The sequence below is a fragment of the Pseudomonas sp. 24 E 13 genome (genome assembly GCF_900004715.1).
Classification (GTDB): Bacteria; Pseudomonadota; Gammaproteobacteria; order Pseudomonadales; family Pseudomonadaceae; genus Aquipseudomonas; species Aquipseudomonas orientalis_A.
This window is the reverse complement of the sequence record NZ_CVTO01000144.1, coordinates 90,309-95,998: the sequence shown is the minus strand read 5'-3', so window position 1 is coordinate 95,998 and position 5,690 is coordinate 90,309. Positions and strand designations below refer to the sequence as shown.

The 5,690-nt window shown below is 60.3% G+C and carries 3 protein-coding genes; 1 reads left to right on the top strand and 2 read right to left on the bottom strand.

Going from position 1 to position 5,690, the window contains the following annotated elements; translation table 11 throughout:
- Positions 1 to 90: 90 nt before the first annotated feature.
- Positions 91 to 2,532, bottom strand: a complete 2,442-nt coding sequence (locus BFP90_RS19935) for a TonB-dependent siderophore receptor (protein WP_083203285.1) — start codon at positions 2,530 to 2,532, stop codon at positions 91 to 93.
- A gap of 108 nt (positions 2,533 to 2,640) precedes the next feature.
- On the bottom strand, positions 2,641 to 4,293 hold the full coding sequence (locus tag BFP90_RS19930) for a cyclic peptide export ABC transporter (protein ID WP_065897793.1): 1,653 nt from the start codon (positions 4,291 to 4,293) through the stop codon (positions 2,641 to 2,643).
- A 198-nt stretch (positions 4,294 to 4,491) separates the two neighbouring features.
- Here BFP90_RS19930 and BFP90_RS19925 point away from each other — a divergent pair, with 198 nt between their 5' ends.
- The gene (locus BFP90_RS19925) at positions 4,492 to 5,319 is read left to right on the top strand and encodes a N(5)-hydroxyornithine transformylase PvdF (RefSeq protein WP_065893101.1); all 828 of its coding nucleotides are present in this window, start codon (positions 4,492 to 4,494) and stop codon (positions 5,317 to 5,319) included.
- Positions 5,320 to 5,690 lie beyond the last annotated feature (371 nt).

Here is a 5,690-nt window from a genome sequence, read left to right as displayed (position 1 = left end):
TATTGACTGACACACTGCCATCGGGGGCAAGCCCCCTCCCACATTTTGATCCCCATTACTCCGCCGATTGTGGAGCTTGTCGCCGTGCGGTCAGAAGTCCCAGCGGGTGCTGACCATCACGTTACGCGGCTCGCCGTAGGCGGCGGAGTTATAGAAACCCACGTTGGTGTAGTAGGACTTGTCGAAGATGTTGTTGAAGTTGACCGTCGCCGACAGGTTCTTGGTGACCTGGTAGCGGGTCATCAAGTCCACCAGCCAGTAGGATTCCTGGGTGATGTCCTGATTGGTTTCCAGTGGCCCGTTCCAGATCTCGTTCCAGCCCTTGGTCTGCCAGCGCACGCCGCCGCCGATGGTGAACTTGTCCAGGTCACCCTTGAGCTTGTAGGTGGTGTTCAGGTTGACCTGATGCTCGGGCTCGAACGTGGAGATCTTCTTGTCATCGTCATCGCGCGCGATCTTGTGGGTGTAGCCACCTTGCACTTGCCAGCCCGGGCTCAACTCACCGGAAATTTCCGCTTCGTAGCCTTTGGTTACGGCCTTGGAACCTTTGAATGCATAGTTCTGCGGGGTTGGCGTCTGGTTGTTGTACGCATCGTCGGAGATCGCACGGTTGGTCTCATGCACTTCGAAGTAAGCGATGCTGGTGTTCAGGCGGCCCTCGAAGAACTCGCCCTTGAGGCCGATCTCGTAGTTTTGCCCTTCGTCCGGTTCCAGCAGTTTTTCGTTGCGGTCCTTATAGGTACTTTCCTGAGGCTGGAAAATATCGGTGTAGCTGGCGTACGCCGAGAAGTTGTCGTTGAGGTCGTAGATCACCCCGGCATAAGGAATGAACCGCCCGGTTTCCTTGTAGGAAGGGTTGTTGCCGGTGACGTGATAGTTGGCCACGCGCCCGCCGAGGATCACGTTCAGGTCATCCATCACGTTCAAGCGTGTGGTCACGTAGTAACCCGTCTGGCGGATGGTGTCATCGATGTGCTGCTGGGCCGGGCCGTAGATAGGCTTGGCGAGGTGGCCGTTCCAGTTATAGAAATCGACTTTGTTGCCGCCCGGCCATTCCGGCGACCAGTAACCCTTGCCCTGCCAGCGCGAGGTGCCGATCGAGCCGCCCACTACCAGTTCATGTTCGCGCCCGAACAGGCTGAAAGGCCCGGTGGCGTAGAGGTCGGCGGAGGTGCTTTTGGTTTCGCCGGTGTACTTCTGCCCGTTGATTTCGGCAGTGCCATCGGCTGCCGGCTGGACGAACTGAATCGAACCGAGGTCGGCGTGGTAGCCGTTGATCTTGTGGTCGAGCTGGAACTTGGTCACCCAGCCGCTGCCCATGTCATGTTCGAGCATGGCGAACGCGGTTCGGGTGTTCTGCTCCCAGGAGCTCCAGGTGGTGCCGTTGTTGTAGGAGCGCGGCATCTTGTTGATGCTGCCGTTGGAATTGACCAGCGGGAAGGAGCCGGACCAGCTCGAACCCTGCGGAACGTTGTCCTGGTAGTCGAAGCCCACGGTCAGCAGGGTGTCGGGAGACAGGTCGAATTCGGTAATGCCGTAGTAGGTTTCGGTCCTGCGCGAGTAGTGGTCCATGAACGACTTCTTGTCCTGGTACGCGGCGACCGCACGCCCACGGACATTGCCGCTGTCGGTCAGGGGCCCGCTGACATCAACTTCACTGCGGTAGTTGTCCCAGGAACCGGCGCCCAGTTGCACATGCCCCTTGAAGTCCGCTGTCGGCTTCTTGCGGATCAGGTTGATCGTCGCCCCCAGGGAGCCGGCGCCATTGAGCAGGCCGGTAGCGCCCTTGAGCACTTCGACGCGGTCATAGATCGCCATGTCGCTCAAGGTATTGCCCGCCGAGTAACCGACGTTGCGCACGGTGGAAGGAATGCCGTCGTACTGGAAGCTGTTGACCGAGAAACCCCGGGAATAATAGTTGGTACGGTCGCTGTCATAGGCCGACACCGTGATGCCGGGGGTGTGGCGCATCACGTCATCCATGCTGTTGAGGCCGAAGTCCTCGATGTGCTGGCGCGTGACCACCGTGATCGACTGCGGGGTTTGCCGGGGTGTCAGGGTCAGGCGCGTGGCGGTGGCAATGGTGCCCGGGGTGTAGGAGTTCGAGCCTTCGGTGATGTTGCCCAGGTAGTTGGCGGTGACCTCGGTCGGGCTCAGTTCCAGCCCGCCCGCTGCGCTGGCGGCGGCCACGGTCAAGGTATTGCCGTTGAGGCTGTAAGTGGTCTGGCTGCCTGCCAGCAACGCATCGATGGCCTGCTGCGGCTGCATCTTGCCCTTGATCGCCCGGCTGTTCTTACCCTGCACGTCGCCAGGGCTGTACAGCACTTGCACGTTGGTCTGGCGGCCAAATTCCTGCAGCGCGCTCCCCAGCGGCTGTGCAGGAATGTTCAACTCGATCTCCTGGGCCTGAACATAGCCCGCCATCGGCAGCGCCACCGCCAGTGCCAGGGCACTCGGAAGAAGGTTCATGTTCAGGGCCCTGCGCATGGATAACGCTTTGCTCAGGGGGCTGAGACCGAGTCGTGCTGGCATGGATGCTTTCTCTTCTAGGTTTTAAGTGGGCAGTTATCGTATCTATTGAGGTTAATTCTCATTAGCACTAGTGAGACGTTCCTACCTGGAAAAACCGGAAAATAAAATTCACGCCGGTTCCATTTCGTGCACCACCTGGCCGGCGCGCAGGCGTACCAGTTGGTCGGCGATGTCGAAATAACGGTCGTCGTGGCTGATCACGATGATGGTCTTGCCCAGGCGCTTGAGGTCCGGCAGCAGCTCGGTGTAGAAGATCCGGCGGAAGGCCGGGTCCTGGTCGGCGGCCCATTCGTCGAACACCAGCACCGGGCGTTCTTCCAGCCAGGCGTTGACCAAGGCCAGGCGCTTGCGCTGGCCGGTGGAGAGGTCGGTGGTGCTGAATACGCCGTCCTTGACGCTGACCTTGTGCGCGATTTCCAGGCGTTCCAGGTATTGGGTGGCGCTGTCCAGGGACTGGGCGGCGCTGCCCTGGACCAGGTCGTCGAACAGGTAGTAGTCGGAAAACACCGTGGTGAACAACTGGCGATAGTCATCGCGCTCAGGGTCGGTGACCGCTTCGCCATTCAGGCGAATCTCGCCGGCCTGGGGCGGGTACAGACCCAGCAGCAGTTTGATCAGGGTGGTCTTGCCGCTGCCGTTTTCGCCGACGATAAACACGATATCGCCTTGCTGGATACTCAGGTTGATCGGCCCCAGGTGGAACGGCTCGCTGCCCTCGACCGCCGGCGGGCTGTAACTCACGTTGCGCAGTTCGAGGCTGTTGACCACCGGTGTCGGCGCTTCGCTGTCATCCATCAACAGGTGCGGTTCCGGGGACGAAAAACGCTCCGACAGTTCACTGATGCGGCCAAACGCGATCTTGGCCTTGCCGACCACGGGCATGTAACCCAGCAGGTGTTCCAACGGGCCTTTCATGTACAGCAGCACCAGCACGAAGCCGGTGATCACCGTCGGGTCCGGGTTGGGGTTGTACGCCTGCATCGCCAGGGCCAGGCCGATGACCACGAAGAACAGCATCGAGCCAAACGTCTTGGCCAGGATGTAGATATTGACCGAGCGCACCTGGATGTCGCTGATGCGGTCGGCGGTTTCCTGGATGCGGTGGGTGTTCATGCGAAACCGCCGTGGTCGGTGCATGCGCAGTTCCTTGGCGCCGGACGCAATGGCGTTGTAGTAACGCTGCAACTCGTCTTCATGGCTGCGCGCCAGGTCGAAGCCCTGGATGCCTTTGCCGCCGGCAATGAACTGCACGGTGCTGCCGATAATGATCGCCACCACCATCATCAGGAACATCGGCACCGACAGGTAGGCCAGGTAGCCCAGGCACCCGAGGGTGACTGTGGCCGCGATGGCCAGCGGCGTGAACGCGAAGGAAAAGTCGCTGATGGTGTCGACGTCGTGGGTCAGCACCGGGATCAGGCGGTGGGAGCGATAGCGTTCGATCTGACCGATGGGCGCCGATAACACCTTCTCGCCCAGGTCCTTGCGCAGGGCGGCGATGATCCGTTGCCCGACGTAGTTGGTGCCGATGTCGGAAATGATCGAACTGAACAGCGCCACCACGCACAGTGCCGCAAAGGTCAGAACCACGCCCTGGGTCATGCCTGCCGCCGAGTGCAGCGCGTTATTGATGGTCGCCAGCAGCAACGTAATGGCCAGGCCGCCCACCATGCCGAGGGCGACGGAGACCGTCACAATGATGCGAAAGGGCCGGAGCAGGGCGAGCATGCCTTTGAAGGCGCCGCGTTTGGGGTCGGTCATAAATACATCCCGGAGAGTGAAAAGAGGGGCTGGGCACACAGACCCTTACCCATGACAAACGAAGTGTCGGCGCGACTATTTAGCTCGGTGTGCCGGGCGGTGGCGGCGCTGGATAAATTGCGCGAGGGCTGGTTCGTTCTTGTTGGGTAGGCGCACGGGTATTCACGCCGTACGTATTCCTTCTGCGAGAGCGAAACAATGACGAAAAAGAACCTGGTGTATGTCTGGTCCCTGAGAAATGCCGCCGCCGACAAGGCCGGGCAGCCGGTGGCCTACAAGGACCACGAGCGCTACATGAAGTCGGTGCTGGAGTTTCTGGTGGGCTCGCTCAACGACACCGCGCTGGGCGATGCCTACAACCTGGTCGGGGTGGTGTACGACGACGATGAGCAGAATCCACGGGATCAGGCGTTGGTCGCCGATTATGGTTTCGCTTACAAGCCTGGCGGCCAGTGGTTGTACCCGGCCGACCTGAGCGTACAGGGCAAGTTGGTCAACGACCTGTTGCTGAGCGTACCGTCGACCTATCGTCGCCTGCCTCGGGGCAGCGCTGAGCATATCGCCGGCAAACAGGATTTCGAACGGCGCCTGCATGACGTGCTGGTCGAGTTGAAAGCCGACATCGTGGTGCTCGATGGCTTGCTGGTGATCCTCGATGAACTGGTACGCCCAGGCGCACCGTTTGCGCGGCGCATCATGAACATCCATCCGGGTATCACCCGCATCGAATCGCCTTACGAACGCCGTGGCGCCTATGCCACCTGGAACGCGTTGTATGGCGCGCGTGGGCAGACCGTGGTGGACTGGACGACCAGGGCTACCACCCCCTCGGCGCCGCTGTACCTCACCGGCGCGTCATTTCACTATGTGGATAACGGCATTGATTCCGGCGAAGTGTTCCACGACGTATTGAAGACCGAGATTTCGCCCGAAGACACCATCCTCGAACTGCGCTGGAACAACTTCAACAACAGCCTGTTCCCGGCGCTGCATGAAGGCCTGGAACTGTTGGCTAAGCAAGGCTGAATACAATCCTCCTGACGCATGGCGTTCAAATGTGGGAGGGGGCTTGCCCCCGATGGCGGAGGGTCAGTTGCAGAAGCATTCACTGACAGTCCCTCATCGGGGGCAAGCCCCCTCCCACATTGGATTGGTGTTTGGCTTGGAGACCGGGCACTACCCGGAAACCAAGCGTCTGCAGATAGATGTTGGTGCGGTTGCCGGAGCAGAAGGGCCGACTACATTCCTCCCGACGCATGAAGTTCAAATGTGGGAGGGGGCTTGCCCCCGATGGCGGTGGTTCAGTCAAAAATGCGCCTACTGACACTCCCTCATCGGGGCATAGGTATCTACTCAACTCAGCAGCGCCCAACCGTAACCACGATGCGAAGCGAGCC

Bases quoted from the DNA above. Each gene is read 5' to 3' on its own strand.
- BFP90_RS19925 (WP_065893101.1), top strand. From the start codon at position 4,492: ATGACGAAAAAGAACCTGGTGTATGTCTGGTCCCTGAGAAATGCCGCC.
- BFP90_RS19935 (WP_083203285.1), bottom strand. From the start codon at position 2,532: ATGCCAGCACGACTCGGTCTCAGCCCCCTGAGCAAAGCGTTATCCATG.
- BFP90_RS19930 (WP_065897793.1), bottom strand. From the start codon at position 4,293: ATGACCGACCCCAAACGCGGCGCCTTCAAAGGCATGCTCGCCCTGCTC.